At 34.8% G+C, this 15934-nt stretch carries 12 protein-coding genes and 1 riboswitch; of the genes, 5 read left to right on the top strand and 7 right to left on the bottom strand.

Annotation, left to right across the window (positions count from 1 at the left end; genetic code table 11):
- Positions 1-179: riboswitch (Lysine riboswitch) on the bottom strand.
- 281 nt (positions 180-460) lie between these two features.
- Positions 461-1813 (top strand): aspartate kinase, encoded by a 1353-nt coding sequence (locus tag DKL58_RS09010; protein WP_109586896.1) that lies wholly within the window; start codon positions 461-463, stop codon positions 1811-1813.
- Between the two features lie 17 nt (positions 1814-1830).
- Positions 1831-2817: a diaminopimelate epimerase gene (gene dapF / locus DKL58_RS09015; protein WP_109586897.1), complete on the top strand. Its 987-nt coding sequence runs from the start codon at positions 1831-1833 to the stop codon at positions 2815-2817.
- A 201-nt stretch (positions 2818-3018) separates the two neighbouring features.
- Here the strand turns inward: dapF and DKL58_RS09020 are convergent, their stop codons facing one another.
- A complete protein-coding gene (locus tag DKL58_RS09020) occupies positions 3019-3909 on the bottom strand; it encodes a LysR family transcriptional regulator (protein WP_109586898.1) in 891 nt (296 codons plus the stop codon).
- A 102-nt stretch (positions 3910-4011) separates the two neighbouring features.
- Here DKL58_RS09020 and DKL58_RS09025 point away from each other — a divergent pair, with 102 nt between their 5' ends.
- On the top strand, positions 4012-5451 hold the full coding sequence (locus DKL58_RS09025; RefSeq protein WP_109586899.1) for a vinyl phenol reductase: 1440 nt from the start codon (positions 4012-4014) through the stop codon (positions 5449-5451).
- 75 nt (positions 5452-5526) lie between these two features.
- On the opposite strand, the gene DKL58_RS09030 is transcribed toward DKL58_RS09025, so the two are convergent.
- From DKL58_RS09030 to DKL58_RS09040, 3 genes are read right to left on the bottom strand one after another with little or no spacing between them, the layout of a single operon-like run.
- On the bottom strand, positions 5527-6765 hold the full coding sequence (locus DKL58_RS09030) for an MFS transporter (protein WP_109586900.1): 1239 nt from the start codon (positions 6763-6765) through the stop codon (positions 5527-5529).
- Between the two features lie 39 nt (positions 6766-6804).
- Complete coding sequence (locus tag DKL58_RS09035) at positions 6805-8292, bottom strand: FAD-dependent oxidoreductase (RefSeq protein ID WP_109586901.1); 1488 nt, start codon at positions 8290-8292, stop codon at positions 6805-6807.
- A gap of 9 nt (positions 8293-8301) precedes the next feature.
- Positions 8302-9555 (bottom strand): MFS transporter, encoded by a 1254-nt coding sequence (locus tag DKL58_RS09040; protein WP_109586902.1) that lies wholly within the window; start codon positions 9553-9555, stop codon positions 8302-8304.
- A 138-nt stretch (positions 9556-9693) separates the two neighbouring features.
- Here DKL58_RS09040 and DKL58_RS09045 point away from each other — a divergent pair, with 138 nt between their 5' ends.
- Positions 9694-10611 (top strand): LysR family transcriptional regulator, encoded by a 918-nt coding sequence (locus DKL58_RS09045; RefSeq protein WP_046332805.1) that lies wholly within the window; start codon positions 9694-9696, stop codon positions 10609-10611.
- A 129-nt stretch (positions 10612-10740) separates the two neighbouring features.
- Positions 10741-11637: an alpha/beta hydrolase gene (locus DKL58_RS09050; protein WP_109586903.1), complete on the top strand. Its 897-nt coding sequence runs from the start codon at positions 10741-10743 to the stop codon at positions 11635-11637.
- Between the two features lie 60 nt (positions 11638-11697).
- On the opposite strand, the gene DKL58_RS09055 is transcribed toward DKL58_RS09050, so the two are convergent.
- From DKL58_RS09055 to DKL58_RS09070, 3 genes are all read right to left on the bottom strand, one after another.
- Positions 11698-13101, bottom strand: coding sequence for an APC family permease (locus tag DKL58_RS09055; RefSeq protein WP_109586904.1), 1404 nt, complete (start codon positions 13099-13101; stop codon positions 11698-11700).
- A gap of 9 nt (positions 13102-13110) precedes the next feature.
- The gene (locus DKL58_RS09060; protein ID WP_109586905.1) at positions 13111-13839 is read right to left on the bottom strand and encodes a gamma-glutamyl-gamma-aminobutyrate hydrolase family protein; all 729 of its coding nucleotides are present in this window, start codon (positions 13837-13839) and stop codon (positions 13111-13113) included.
- Positions 13840-14303: 464 nt separating this feature from the next.
- Positions 14304-15854 (bottom strand): ATP-binding cassette domain-containing protein, encoded by a 1551-nt coding sequence (locus DKL58_RS09070; RefSeq protein ID WP_109586907.1) that lies wholly within the window; start codon positions 15852-15854, stop codon positions 14304-14306.
- Positions 15855-15934 lie beyond the last annotated feature (80 nt).

Raw genomic sequence — 15934 nt, forward strand, 5'->3', positions numbered from 1 at the left:
TTTTGTCGATAGCGCTCCGCGAATATAAAATTGCGACAGTCCGTAACCTGTTAGATTACGTCCCAGCTAATTAATTACCGCAATAACTAACGCTTCGGCAACCGCCCCTTTGACTGGCTTCTTAGTTTTTGCAGAAACTCCACCAGCTACTTTTGTTGGTTGCAACCTCTTCGATTTATTAAAATATTATTATTAATTAATATGATTGTCAACCATTTTTGCTGGTAAATATTTTTTGATTTTCAAATCCGCAAAATTATTTTTTACAATTGATTTTTTTAAAGTTATAACAAATGCTATTAATACCGGCATTTATCGAGAGTATTTTTACCAAAGTTTTCTTAAGAAAAATAATAGCGTTATTAATTAGCAACTTTCTTTTTCGGTTGAAGATTAAAATTTTAATGTTAAAATCCAATACTAATTACTTAAATTAAATTTAATTGTGAAAGGTATTAACATGAAAATTGTAAAATTTGGTGGTAGTTCTCTAGCGGACGGTGAACAATTTCAAAAAGTTTTAAAAATTATTAATGCTGATCCGGCTCGTAAAATCGTAGTTACGTCAGCGCCAGGAAAAAGATATAAAAATGACACTAAAGTAACAGATTTATTAATAAAATATGCCCGGGAAACAATTAATAAACAAAATTATAGTGAAACTGTTTCAAAAATTTGGTCAAGGTATCATGACATTGCCGCTTATTTTAAAATACCCGAACAATTATTAAAGCCTCTATTGCAGGAATTATATAATCTGCCTCAAGTTTCTTATCCAAGTAAAGATTTTTTAATGGCAGGCTTTAAAGCGCATGGGGAAAAACTAAATGCACAGCTTCTGACTTTAATTTTGCAAAGTCTACATATACCGGCTCGTTTCTTAGACCCAAAGGAATCTGGCTTTATAGTGACTGATAATCCCAGTGACACCGAGGTTTTGCCGGAAACCTACAGCAATTTGCAAAAATGGGCTCAAACTTCAGACTTATTAATTGTTCCCGGCTTTTACGGTATTACTCAAGACGGTTTAATTGCTACTTTTTCTCGTGGTGGTTCTGATATTACCGGAGCAATTTGGGCACGGGGACTTGACGCTGACCTTTATGAAAATTTCACTGATGTCGATGCTATTTACGCTGCTGATCCTAGAATAATTGCTCATCCCCATGCCGTTAAGATTATGACCTACCGCGAGTTACGGGAACTGTCATATGCAGGCTTTTCAGTTTTTCACGATGAAGCGATTATTCCTGCAATTGAAGGGCAAATACCAATTAATGTCAAAAATACCAATCATCCAGATTTGCCGGGGACAATGATCGTACCTGAAAATAATTTTCAGCCTCAAAGTACAATTACAGGAGTAGCTAGTTCTGGTCATTTTGCCGCATTATATTTACATAAATACTTGCTAAATAAACAGGTCGGTTTTACTCTTAAATTACTACAAATTTTTTATAAATTTAATATATCTTATGAACACATGCCTTCAGGAATTGACGATTTAACTGTGATTTTTGACAAACGCCAATTTAATGAACAAATCCGCCAGCAAATGTGTCTTGAAATTCAACAGGCACTTAATCCTGATCAATTAGAGTGGATTGATGACTATGCCATTATCATGGTTGTAGGAGAAGGAATGAAAAACAAAATTGGGGTAATGAAGAATATCACGCTGCCTTTGGCACAAAAGCATATTGCAATTCATATGATTAACCAAGGTGCTTCAAGGATCTCAATTATGCTGGGTACTAAAAAAGCAGACGCAGCAGCTGCCGTTAAAGAAATCTATCATAAGTTTTTTAATTAATTTAAGGAGCAATTTTTATGGTACAACTACAAAAAGTTCACGGTTCACAGAATACGTTTTTTCTACTAGATCAAACCCAATTGCAAAACCCTTTAACTAAAAATGAATTAGTTAATTTGGCCCAACAAATAACTAACTCCGCCACAGGATTATTAAACGGAGCTGATGGCTTGTTAGTAGTCAGCAATTCGCAGCACTCACAAGCCATAGGCAAAATGCAGGTCATTAATGCTGACGGTTCTTTTGCTTCCATGTGTGGCAATGGCTTACGGACTGTGGGCCGTTATCTAGCGCAAAAATTTCACAAGCAATCTTTCAAAGTCGAAACAATGCAAAGCGATTTGCGTGTCAGTTGTCAGCCGGACTGGGCTCAAAACGTTAAAGCAGTTAGTGTCGAAATCAGCCCGGTCAGTTTTGCAGCTGCAGATCTTCCTTTTACTAACTTAGATTGCTCTGAGCTATTAAACCAAGCAGTACCTGAATTTGCACCCAAGTTAACTTTTTCAGCAGTTGCTGTTCCCAATCCTCATTTGATTAGTTTAGTTTCAGATGATGTTTTAAAAAGTGACTTGTTAGCAAATTTAGGAACAAAATTAAATCAGAAAAATCCTTATTTTCCAGATGGAGTAAATGTCAGTTTTGCTCAAGTTTTGTCTTCTGGCCACCTTTTCGTTCGCACTTTTGAGCGCGGTGTTGGTTTTACCAACGCTTGTGGTACTGGCATGTCTGCAGCAAGCTTAATTTACGCTTTGACCAACAAGTCACAGGATCTGTTTGATAAATTGCTGACTGTTTCAAATCCCGGAGGATTTGTCCAAACAAAGGTACATCGCACCGCCAATAGCTATTGGATCGAATTAATTGGAAATGCGACAGTTACACATTACATTGACGTTGCAGAAAGTACCTTGCACCAGAAGCAGCCTGATTTTAATAATTTTAAGATTACCACTACTTCAGAGAATGAAGCATATCAGAATTTTATTGCTGTGAATAATAACTAAAGTAGCTGATATTTTAAAAACCAAACTTAAACAAGTTTGGTTTTTTATGACTTATATTTATAGTTAATTTGTCATAATTTTAATTAATATATTAATATTTTATTATGATTTTTTACCAAAATCAGCAGCACACAGACAACTTTTGAAAGCATATTACAGACCCAATTTTTTAAGTTGGGTTTTTTCTTTAAAGAATAATATCTAGATATCAGATTTGATACTTTGCCTTAAATTTGCCATTATTTTTGGAATCAACGGATCTCTTTCTCTTAGAGATGAATACGCTAATCCATATGAAAAATCATCATAGTAATTTAGTTGCCGGTAACTTATACCTTTTTGAGCAGGATTAATGGCAAAATTAGGAATAATCGCTACTACTCTTTCCGCAGCCAGAACGTAGTTGTACATTAAAAAGTAATTATCAACTGCCTTAACATTCTTCTTATCGAGTTTTTGATATAGAAGTTGGTTAAGCTTAAAAAGGCTAGGATAAGTTTGATCTGTGAATAAAACTAATACTCTATAATTTTTAAGTTCAGCTAAATTTACTGTTTTTTTAAATCGCAGATTGTTATCAGAATTAAACATCAGCAAAAACTTTCCAGCAAGTAATTGGTCAAATCTTATTCCTACAGCATTATTAACAAGGTCACTGGAAACCAGTGCCATATCAATCTTATTATTAGCAATTTGAGAAACATAGTTTCCTAAATAATTAACAATAAAATTAAAACTTGTTGGTTCAAACCCCTTTAAAAAATCTGGTAGAAAGATACTTTCAAAAGGCGAATAGTCCAACCCAATTTTGATATCACGGAAAGACTTTTCCTGATGAATATTTTTAATATTAGCAATTGCGGCATCCTTTTCCTTAAGAATATTGAGGGCCACATTGTAAAAATAGATACCATCAGTTGTCAATGCAATTTGATGTGGATTACGAACAAGAAGTTGGGTTTTTAATTCTTTTTCCAAGTCATTAATATTTTTGGAAATTGCAGATTGCGAAAAATTAAGTTTGCGTGCTGCAACTGTGAAGCTTAAATTGTCACTGACAGTGATGAAACAACGAAGTTGGGTAAAATTCATTTTACTATTCCTTTTAGTGATAACCTATTCCAAATTATAAAACTCAGTACTATATCCCGCAGTCTATCATTAATTTTAAGAGTAAAAGAAAGGATATTTAAAATGTTGGATAATTATGATGTAGTCATTGTAGGCGGTGGTCTGTCTGGATTTGCTGCAGCAACTGAAGCGGCTGATAAAAACTTGAAAACCCTTCTTGTAGAAAAGGGTCATACTACTGGTGGAACAGGCAACTATGTTGAAGGGATTTTTGCAGTCCAGTCACAGATGCAAAAAGAAGCAGGAATCAGCATTAATCCTGAAAGCATTCTCCAAACCGAACTAGATTACTCTCATTATGAAGCTAATGGATTAATCTGGAAAAAGTATATTGAACAATCAGCTGAAAATGTCACTTGGCTGCAACAACATGGCGTAAAATTCATGGGTGTCGTTAATATGGGTACTGGTTTTGCCACATGGCATCTATTTGAAGGATATGGTGATAAAGCTATTCATAACGCCTTAGAACCCTATATCAAAAGTAAAGGTATTGAGATAAAAACTTTAACCCAAGCCACTGAAATAACTCAGACAGAAACAGGAGAATTTAGTCTTAAACTTGTTAATGTTAGCGATAAGTCTGAACAGACTGTTTTAGCTAAAAATATTGTTTTGGCTTCTGGAGGCTACTTAAATAATAAAGAACTAATGAAGCATGCTCATAAATATAATCCTCAAAAAATTGTTGCTGTCAATTCTGGTAAAAGTACAGGTGACGGTCTAAAATTGGCCTGGTCACTCGGTGCACGTAAATTTTTCACTGGAATGACAATGAATTTTGGTGGCCAAATTTATGATGAAACTAATCAAGTACCCGCTTACGAACTATCTGACTGGAACTTAGGCAGTGCTGTCTGTGATGAGCCAGTTTTATGGGTTAACGAAAATGGCGATCGTTTCGTTAATGAATATGCATGTGTAACAAATTGGGCCAATGAAGGGAATTCTATGTTACGTCAAGATCGTATTTTTGCGATTTTTGATCAAAAAACAATTGATGATTTTACTAATAAACAGTTTCCACTTGATTTGCATCCATTTTATGAATTACCTAACTATCCCAACTTGAAAAGAGAAATTAAAACTGCCCTAGACAAAAAACTCAGTTTTATAACTAAAAGTGAGACTATATCTGACTTAGCAGAAAAATTAAATACCCCTAACCTTCAAAGAAGTATTGCAAGATACAATCATTTTTCAGAAATTGGAAGTGATAATGATTTCGGTAAATCTGCAGAATATTTGCTACCTGTCAAAGAAGGCCCATTTTATGCTTTGGAAATGCAAGTTGGAGCCTTTACAACTGGCGATGGTCTAAAAGTTAACCTGAAAAACGAAGTTATTGATACCAACGGCAAAGCTATAAAGCACTTATATGCTATCGGAAGTGATGGCTCCGGCGTTATTTATGGTGATACATATGGAGTCGAAGTTAGCGGCACACACGCAGGATACTGTGTCTACTCTGCAAGAAATGCAATTGATGACATTACAAAATAAACAAGAAAGTACGTAATTTAACAAAAGAGGGATTGCTCAGTACGGTAGATTACTGAACAATCCCTTTTATTCTACTTATATTCTTACTTTGTGATAGCCCCAAAAGAGTACTAATAGCATTATTATTAACAAAATGATTCCTAAAATAAAAACCATGTTCCAGTTTAATGAAAGTTCATAAACTAGACTAACTGCTGGTACTGCAAAGGCTCCGACTAAATAAGTAATAGAATTAATACATGAATAACCTGCCGCAAAGTCTTTACCCAAAATGTCTTTTGCAAAGATCTGCTCTCCCGGCCCATAAATATCTGTCAAGATGTCTGCGCCAACGGCACTAACTAGGGCAAAAATTGGCTCGTGTTTAACTGTTGCCAGAATTAGAAGAGGAAATGTGCATAAACCCAAAAATAACCAAACTGGCAGAGACTTGGCTCCACCAAATTTTTCGGTAGTGATAGCAAACACTGGTGTAACTAGAATATCAATTCCGGTCATAATTGTTTCCATTAAACCTCCTATTGCTGCGCCAAAACCAACTTTAACCGCATAGGTAGGAAAAAGCTGATTCATGTTTGAAGCAAAAGTAATTGCAATGAAGAAAATCAACGTGAGTATAAATGGTTGTGAGAGCCAAAGCTTTTTCAGCTGCTTTGAATTATTTGCTGTTTTACTATTAGTGTTTCTTTTTAAACACTTATCAAAGCCATAAGGCTTTAAGCCTACATCCTGAGGCTTGGCTTTCATTATTAACGAGCAAGGTATTCCTATAATTAATGTCAACCAAGACAACATGAACATTGTTTGTCTCCAACCTGCAATAGAGATTAGATAAGTTAAAACTGGTGTCATAATCAGCAAATAAATGGTGGAAACAAATGAGCCCATCGTAAAAGCCAAATTTTTTCTACTAACAAACCAATTGTTGAGTACAATACCTTGAGCAACAGTTCCACAGGTCGCACTACATATACCAACAATAACGGCAAGAATATATAATTCCCAAACTTTAGTAATATGTGAGAAATACCAAATACTAATTGCACCTACAATTATTGCTGTCAAAGTTATTTTACTTAAACTGATTTTAGCAATTATTTTATTAATTAATGGCAGCATTGCCGCAATGGAAAAACTAATTAACGTATAATAAAGTGAAACAATTGACATTCTACTATTTAGCGAATGAACTAAAGGGTTTAGGAAAAGACTAAATAACAACGTGTAGGTATATTCCAGCAAACTCATCAGTAAGCCTGAAGCAATAATAATTATCCACGGGTATATTTTTTGTAATTTTGTTATTTTTGTCATTTTTCAACTAAACAATTATTGAACTTTTTAAAAGTTTAATTAATTATTACAAGCAGCTTGTTGCCCGGCTAGTCTGCCAAAAGTCTGAGCATGGCTGCAAGTTAAGCCAGGAACATGGTCTGGATATGAGCCCCAGAAAAAGCCGCCACTGGCATTACCAGCTGCGTACAAATGAGGAATCGCTTCGCCAGCTTTATTAAGTACTTGCATTTTAGTATTAACTCTCAAGCCATCAAGTGTTGCTAGCAACCTGCCGCCATAAACTGCTCCATAAAAGGCACCTTCTTTAATTGGTAAAAGTCTGAAATCTTCTTTACCAAACTGGGAATCTTTACCTTCTGCACACATTTTATTGTAATTATCCACGCTAGCTTTTAAATTTTCTACCGGAAGATTCAATTTCTCAGCTAATTCTTCGATTGTAGAAGCTTTTTGTATAAAGCCTTCTTTAATCCTAGTTGCAATTTCTTGCTTATTTTCTTCAGTATTGTAAAAGCCTGGCCAGTTTAAGCGAGCACAACCCAAAGTATGGAATTTTTGCAAATTATCCATTGTAGCATCATTCCAAATCGCTACTTGTAAATATCCTGGCTGCTTAGTTGCCCTATTCATATCAAACTCATACGGCGCACTTTCATTCCCTACACGTTCACCATTCAAGTTTAGTTTTAATAACGGATAGCTTCCCATCCAGAAATAGCCAACATCTTCCCAAGATTTAACATAATATTCATTTGTATTAGTCCCAACTGGAACTGACCCACGATCAAAAATAATTTCTGCAGGTTCTTCATCCCTCCAAGCACCAACTTCTAAGGCAGCTACTTGACCTGAACCATCATCTCTTGGACTATCAGAGTAAACATTCTTTTTTAGGCCTAGCGGATTCCATTTTGCCATTAAGGCTTCATTTGAACCATAACCACCTGTACAAATAATGACACCCTTTTTGGCTTTAATTTCCTTTACTTCAGAGGTTTTAGTATTTTTTACGACCACACCAGTGACTACACCATTTTCAGTAATCAAATGTTCTAACTTAGTTTGCCATAAAAATTCTGCACCAAGTTCCTTAGCTTTTTCAACGACCCACTTACCATAGAAAACATCTTCATGTTTATCATTTGTAACGTCATGTTCAGTTGGAAAAGCTGTATTAATTAAAGTATGATATTCAGCATCCGGCTGTGCATAAAGGTGTGAACCATGAGGCTTCAAAACGTTATCTTCGAGCCAATCAACAGTTTCCGCACTATTATTAACCCAAGTCCACAATAATTTTTGATCTACGTTATCCTGAGCAAATGCTGACAAATAGTTAATTAACTTATACTTGTCAATTTCAATTCCTGCTTTTTTCTGCGCCTTTGTTCCAACAGCTGCAATACTTAAACGGTATAAAAAGCCCGTACTATTCATTTTATCAATGACTAAAACTTTGGCACCTTTTTCAGCAGCTGCACAAGCTGCCATGCCGCCAGCATTACTTGCACCAACAACAATAACATCATATTCGTTCATATTCATAATCTCCTCCTATTTTGCTAATTTATCTGCTCTTTTTTCACCAATAACAACTGCAAACAGAACTATAACTTCACAGATTGCAACAATACCAACAACAATATTCCAATTATGTGTTGCATCAGCAATATTACTCAAAACTGGTGTAGCAAAAGCACTTACTACATAAGTAATAGAACTGGCATAAGAATAACCGGCATCAAAATCTTTACCTAAAATATCTTTAGCAAAAATTTGTTCTCCTGAGCCCATAATGACAGAAATAGCATCTGCAGGTACTGCGGCTATCAAAGCTAATGGAATCAGCCTCGTTTGATTTGCAATAATCATCAACACTGGAGCTAAAATTGTTAAAAATAGCCACCAAGGCAATGCTTTTCTTCCACCAAAGTGATCACTGGTAACCCCAAATAATGGAGTCATAATCAAATCGGCTACAGTAATGATAGTTGCAATTAAACCACCCACATTTGCGCCAAATCCAACACCTTCAGCAAATGACGGCCAAAGGGATGTCATATTACCGGCAAACTCATTGAAACAGAAGAAAATTAAAACAAGAACAAATGAAACTGATAAAAGCACTTTACCTGTACTGGAATTACTACTTTCTTCTTCTTCACTGTCATTATTTACTTGATCTAGTTCAGCTTGTGAAGAAACTCCATAAGGCAATAAATTCAACTTAGCCGGTTCTACCTTAGTAAACAATGAACACGGAACACCAACGACCAACATAATAATTGCTAATATGATAAAAGCTCTGCGCCAACCATTACTTTGAATAATTTGAGATGCAACTGGAGTAATAATTGCCAAAAAGATAGTATTAAAGAATGCCCCAGCAGTGAAAGCAAAGTTTTTGCGTTTAACAAACCAATTGTTAATAACGACTCCTTGAACTACATAACCGCTGAAACCACAACAAATGCCTACAACTGCCGCTAAAACATAAAAAGCCATCACATTGTTGGCCATGGAAAATAACCAAGTCGAAGCTGCCGTAACGACAATAGCACCTAATAAGATTAATGAAACGTTAACCTTGTGAATAAATTTTCCCACTAGTGTTGTACCAACTGCAGTGGCTAAAATTAAAACAGTGTAGTAGTAAGAAACTGAACCTAATTTTCCGCCACCAATAGAATTAGCAAGCGGTGTCAAAAATAGTCCCATTACTTGTGTAAAAACACCAGAGACTACACCGCAAAGCAAACCAGTAGTAACAATCATCAACCAAGGATATATTTTTTGCTTTTTACTCATTTCCTCTATCTCCTTCTCTAGTTTAATTAAATTTATGGTAGCATGGTGTAAAGCACTTTCAGCAGATAATAAAGAAAGCAGCTTTTCCAATTTGGCAAAGCTGCTAATTTATTTTTGTTAATGAAATAAGGAAATTACATGAATACTAATCAACTTAAATATTTTCTATCTTTAGTTCAAACCAGAAATATTACCCAGACTGCAAATCAGTTATTTGTGGCCCCTTCAACAGTTTCAAAAAATATTCATAAATTAGAAACTTTCTTAGGAATGAAATTAATAAAACCCGGTAGACGTGGCATTGAACTCACGGCAAGTGGTGAATTCTTTTATATTAAGGCTAAAAGAATATATGCAGATATCAATGAAACAGTTACAGATATTAAAAACAGCAATTTAAGGGCTACTGAACCTATTACAATCGCTTTCACAGGATCACTATTTGAAATTGAATTTTTATCAAAGTTTATTCAAAACCTAGACAGTAAATTGCAATCCAGAATAAATCTGGAAATTTTTGATCCTAATGACGGCAATGATATTTCCACATCATTGATTCAAGGAAAATATGATTTTGTTTTATATCAGAAAGATTTTTTTATAGACAAAAAGGAAATAAATTTTGAACCGGTTTTTTCAACTGGTCTATCAGTTATTGCTTCTAAAAAGAACCCGATTAGCAAAAATAAATCTTTAAAAATCAAAGATTTATCAAAACAAGAAGTCTACATTTGGAACTCTATTCCACCTTTACCTTTAATCAATCACTTTAAATTTGAATTAACTCTTAAATATCCTGAATTTGACTTCAAAAGTATCAGCGATGAAGTAGTATTAGAAATATTTTGTGCCAGTAACAGATGTTTAGGAATCGTTCCGAGTATTCTTTACGACAAGGTCAATGAAAATTTGAATTTTATTTTATTGAATTACAATATTTCTTTTGCCAATGGCATTGCCTATCGCAAAGGATATGAAAAAAAGGAATACTTTCAACAAGTTTTCACAGCTTTAAAGCATGCGGAACTATCTGAAAAAAGCACTTGGATTGACTAGTTACAGGTTGTGTTTATTTCTTAAAAACGTATTCAATAATCACTTTTAAGTTAATTTATGACCTTCTTTTTTACTCGTGATGAAGTAAAATATAATACTAAAGCGATTACAAAAAAGGAGAGCTGTAAAATGTCAGAACCTGACTATCAAAAATTAGTTGAAGAAACACGAATTGCAATAAAAAAAGGTGATGATCAGCGCGATGCTGGATTGCCAACACAAATTCCGGAAGTAGAACGGTTTGACAATATTTCCTATGGTAAGGATCCCAAGTATCAGATACTCGATGTTTATTTACCAAAGAATAGAACCAGTGCTAAATTACCGGTAATCGTAAATATTCATGGTGGTGGCTGGATATATGGCACCAAAGAAACCTATCAGTTTTATTGCTTGGCTCTGGCTAAAGAAGGATTTGCCGTAGTTAATGCCAATTATCGCTTAGCACCAGATGTGGTTTATCCTGGAGAACTGGATGATATCAACCGTGTATTTCACTGGGTAGCCCAAGAGGAAAATGCGACAAAATATCAATTCGATCTAAATAACGTCTTTATTGTTGGAGACAGTGCCGGCGGCCAAATGGGAGAACAAATTTTAGCAGCTTACACTAACAATGAATACCGCAAGCATTTTGGCTATTCAGTACCCAATTTAACAATTAAAGCTGCCGCTTTAAATTGTGGTGCCTACTTCCTAACAGCAATTCCCTCATATACTGGGGCACCAGAAGCCTATTTTCGGCCAGAAATTCGGTTAAATAAACATGATGAATTAAATGTGGAACAATTTTTAACTCAAGTACTGCCACCACTTTTCTTAATGACCTGCACAGATGATTTCTTGCGTGATAATGCCTACATGTTATCAGGCTACCTGAAGGCCAAAAATATTTATCATGAACTTCATTTCTATGGTGATAAGGAACACCCACGAGGCCACGTTTTCCATGTTAATCAAAAGGATGACTTGGCCAAAAAATGTAATGAAGATGAGCTAAACTTTTTCCGTAAATACATTAATTAACAGTGAAAAAAAGCCGAACTAGTATTGTCTAGTCCGGTTTTTTACTGTAAATTTTTAGAGCTACTGCTGGCTGCTTCTTTCTTTTCTGGAAAACCAAAACATAAACAGTGGCAAAATTATGAAGCCAAAGATCATCATGAAAATTGCATACCAGTTAACGCCTACGACTTTGCCATTTTCAATAATACCAAATTGCGCTTGCCAATTATATTTGACTAGCAAAAAGATTACCAAAACAATTGACAATATTGGTACAAATATATCAGTTAATGCACTTTTAGGAGCCGGCAATATTGGCTGCTTATTTTTACCATAATAAAAGCAGATTACTGCCAGAGGAACAATTATGAATCCTAAAAATCTGACCATAGCACTCAACGTAATTAAGTTAGTCATGTTATATTGAAAAGCTAAGGGTACTAAAATTGCTAGTGCTTCAGAAATAAAGAAAGTTTTAATGGGAAAGTTATTTTTAGTCCTTTCTGTTAAAGTAGCCGGCAGTTGATGTTCACGGGCCATTGCCTCCAAAATGCGCGGTGCATTAAAACTAGAGGCAACATTTATTCCCAGCATCGAAATAAGCGCTCCAACTAAAATTACATCCCGCAATATATCATTTTTAAAAATCGCACTGATTGCCACCACTTGTTTAGTCGTCATCAATGCCTTAGGATCCAAAACCATCGCTACTGCCACTACCCCAATATAAATAGCGGCAATAACCAAAATTGCCAGTGGAATAGCCTTAGGTAAATTCTTTTCTGGTTCCTGCATATCTTCGGAGCCAGATGCAACAGATTCAAAGCCGGTAAAAGCATAAAACGCAGAAACAACAGCCATAACAAGACCGGTAGTAGTTAAAGCCGGTACTATTTTATGCCCATTTTGCGTTATTTGGTCAACGGATGACAGGCTATGGCTGGCGCCAGTGGTAATAAGTAAAACAACTCCAGCTACAATAATCAAAATTAATGCAGCTAATTTACCAGCTGTAGCCATGTTCATTACAAGCTTCACAAACTTTTGCCCAAATAAGTTAATTACAGTTACTGCAAGCATTAATATAATGAAGCCAATGGTGACATTTAAAAATTTGTCAGGATTGCCACCAAAAATAGAAATAGTCGATTTGATTACACCGACAGCCATTACTCCCCAAGCAACACTGGCTGAAAAATAGCGCAAGATACCGACGTAAAAGCCAACATTGTCACCAAAGGCTGCCTTAGAATAAGCATAAGAAGCGCCAGACTTAGTTACGTATTTGGCTGCTGCTGAAAAGGAAATTGCTAAAATTGAAGCAAAAATTGCAGCGATCAAATAGACAATTAAGGCTTTGCTCCCTGCCTGACTAACCACGCTCCCGGGAGTTAAAAAAATACCCGAGCCAATAATCGAATTAATTGCTAAAAAGACAATTGACCAGAAACCTAGTTTATCCCCAGCATTTTTATTTTGAGTCATTATTACTCCTTACTTGGCTTTTTTAACCACAAATTTAAATAAATTATTCATATATTCTGTATCCGGATTATTATGTAACATTTCGGGGTGCCATTGAATTGCTAGAACCGTACCTTGTTTATTTTCTAGCCCTTCGGGCACGCCATCACTTGCATCAGCAACTTCAAGTAAATCTGGAGCAACATCTTTTATCAACTGGTGATGAAAAGAGTTAACCATGCATTCAGTTTTGCCTAAAGTTTTAGCTAGTAAGCTGTTTTTCTTAATAGTGACTTTATGGGTAGGTAAATCAGGCGTATGACCCTGCTCATGTTTCACAGTTTGTTCTGGACGATAGCTAAGATCTTGGTAAAGACTGCCACCATGTGCTACATTAATGATTTGTGCTCCGCGGCAAACTCCCAGAACAGGTTTATTAGCTTCTTCAGCAATTTTTAATAAAAGCATATCAAAGTGATCTCTCTGGGGCCAAATAGGACCAATCTTAGGCATCAATTCTTCACCATATAAGTGAGGATCAACATCATGTCCACCGGATAAAATCAATCCTTGAACATGAGCCATCTGGCTTTTAATAACTTCATTATCTTCAGTAAAAGGAATTATAAAGGGAATTCCGCCATTTTTAACAACAGAATCCACATAGTCCTCATTAACATAACTACGTCTGTATCCTGGAAACATTCCAGCAGAATCAATCATTTCAGATCCTGCTATGCCAATAATTGGTTTTGTCATTTTTTCTCCTTAATTAAACTTATACTACTAGTTATTAACATTATAATAGTTATTAGCAATTTACGTGTGCCATTTGTTTTTATCAAAAAATATAGCAATAGTTCGCAGTCTTGAGTGTAAAAAACTAAATTTATTTTCTTTTCCTTTGGCACTAACCTCAATTGCAGCCAATCTAAGAAGTACATTACTCCTTTCGCTAATCCCACTGAGCCTCTATCTCTATAATCATTATCAGCTTTCTACTTTAAATTTTTCAAAGTTTCATTTCCATTATTTTTAATTAATTTTGTTAACAAGATTTGTAATTCCAGCACCTCCACTTCCTGTTCTAAAACAGACACATATCTGTAACAGTCGAGTTTTAATTGACTTTTTGGTAATCAACTTTATTTTTTAATCATACTGGTCAGAATAGTAATGCTTCTGCTTCCTTAATTAATAAAACTTGGTTCTCTTTAGAGACTTTATTTATTTTTGAGATTATTTATTTCCCGGGAAATATTTTCTATCTCTTTAAATGAAGCATTGGGGTCGGCAATTAGTTTATCTAATTTAAATTGAAGCAAATTAATCCGATTATCAATATTGGTATTCTTATGACTCGAAAAATCAGTGGTTTTAATTAATTTATGATTTTTTATTTCCCAGGTTGCAAAATTCAAATTTTTCAGCAAGTTCTGATCATGAGATACCAGGATAATAGCAAATGGATAATTTTTTAAGAACTCTTCAAGAGCATTAATAGCTGAAATATCTAAAAAATTATCTGGCTCATCAAGTATCAGTAAGTTGTGTTCACCTAATAACACCTTTGCCAATTTATAACAAACTAGCTGGCCTCCACTTAAATCACAGACTTGGTTATTCAAAAATCTTCTTAAACGTAAATCACCTAGAAGTTGCATGGTAGTTGTTTTATCAAAAACACTGATCTTAGAAATTGTTTCTATCAATGTCTCCCTTACCGCAGCTTCTTGAGCAATATTCTGTTTAACATAACCGATTTTTACTTGCGGATTAAACCAAGCGTTAAGTTTTTGATGAAATAATTTTGCTAAAAAAACTGATTTTCCGACACCATTTTTGCCAGTTAATGCAATTTTTTCTCTTCCTTTTATTTGCAATTCTTTTGTTATACTAAACAATTTGTTTCCGTGTAAGACAACATCTTGAATGCCTAATCTGACCAAACTACTTTTTTGTGATAGATCTAAGTTTGTTGTTTTAACGTTACTAAATGTAATTGGATGATGGACTTGTGGTTTTTCCAGCGCAGCTTCCTCGCTTGTTATACGTTTTTTTAATTGAGTACTAATTCGGCTAAGCCTTTTCTCAATCTTGCCGCTGTCTTTTATTTTCCAATCCGACCAAGACATATCTTTCTTTTTCTTGGTAGCATTTTGAGACTTTATTTCAGCCTGCCTTTGATCTTTCTTTAGTTTTTTAATTTTAGTTAGTTTTTCATGGTATTCTATCTTTTTTCTTTTTTCTTCAGCTATGAGAAATTGACAATATTCACTATATGAACCATTAAATTCATGAACTTGATGATCTTTAATGTGCCAAATAACATTAACAAGTTTCTGTAAAAAAGACTGATCATGACTAATTATCAAAATTGGTTGTTTTAAACTACTTAAGGCTTTAATTAGCCATCTTTGTTGCTCAATATCTAAATTAGAAGTTGGTTCATCCAGAATTAGCAAAGAATCTTTGGCTTGACCCAATCTGATTATTGCCTGAGTAATGGCTTCTTTTTCTTTTTCCCCACCACTTTGCTCATCGTTATTTAAAAGCTGTGGTACCAAAACAATACGACAATGGCGCAGTATTTGTCCCGTTACTCTGAAAGTTGTGGGCATTTGGGCAATAGTATTAATCAATGTGGTTTTACCTACACCATTATCCCCGATTAAACCAATTATTTGATTGTCCTGAATATTCAAATGTGGAGCATAAAATAAAGATTCGTCACGATTTTCAACGTTGAGGTTAGTTATTCTAATATATTCCATACTAGCACCTGCTTTTTGCTAAAGAAAAAGCACTGATAACCAAATTGCCCATAATTTGATTAGCAGTGCACAAAAAGCGG

The organism is Lactobacillus kullabergensis (genome assembly GCF_003151025.1).
In the GTDB taxonomy this organism is placed as follows: Bacteria; Bacillota; Bacilli; order Lactobacillales; family Lactobacillaceae; genus Lactobacillus; species Lactobacillus kullabergensis.